The organism is Streptomyces atratus, from assembly GCF_014648655.1.
Classification (GTDB): Bacteria; Actinomycetota; Actinomycetes; order Streptomycetales; family Streptomycetaceae; genus Streptomyces; species Streptomyces atratus.
Genome location: NZ_BMRN01000217.1, coordinates 1 through 695, shown reverse-complemented (window position 1 = coordinate 695; position 695 = coordinate 1). Strand labels below are relative to the sequence as shown.

Here is a 695-nt window from a genome sequence, read left to right as displayed (position 1 = left end):
AACACGTCCTGGGCGAGAAGGTAGTACTGGACCAACCCCCGGTACTCGGCCTGATACTTCGCGACGATCGTGAAGTCCTCGTCGTGCAGCAGCACACCGCGTTGCGCGGGTTGTCCCTTGCTCATGTATTGCGCGCATTTCTGCCTGATCACCTGCTTGGGCACGAACAGGCCGATCGCTCCGTTGACCGCCCGACGGTTCCGGGTGATCCTCGTGTCGGAGTGCTGGGCTCTGATCTCGTAGCCGAGGAAGTACGCCGCCTGGCTGGCAGCGTGGGTGATCACGGTCTTGGACTCGGAGAGTTCCAGCCTGAGCTCGTCGCGCAGGAACTCGCCGATTCTCGCCTTGATCTCCTCGGCTTCGTGCTTGGGGCCGGCGAACCCCAGGAGCCAGTCGTCGGCGTAACGGACGTAGCGAAGCCGGCGGCAATCCGGATCGTTCGGGTCCTGGCTCGGCAGGGAGCGACGCTGGAGCCGAAGCGCCTGCACCGCCTCCCGGTCGCCGTGCCGTTTGGCCTTCTCGATCGCGTAACCGATGACCTGATACGCCCGGTTGGGCCGCCGACGCAGGCCCTTGTTGTACTCAGGCAGCAGAGACTGTTCGATGAACTGGTCCAGCCGGTCGAGGTAGATGTTCGAGAGGATCGGAGAGGCCACCCCGCCCTGCGGAGCACCGCTGAGCGTGGCGTGCCAGCG

General features: G+C 64.9%; 1 protein-coding gene. It reads right to left on the bottom strand.

Annotated features, from left to right (window positions below; genetic code table 11):
- A partial coding sequence (locus IEZ15_RS44185) for a reverse transcriptase/maturase family protein (protein WP_229846617.1) occupies window positions 1–695 on the bottom strand: 695 nt, incomplete at both ends.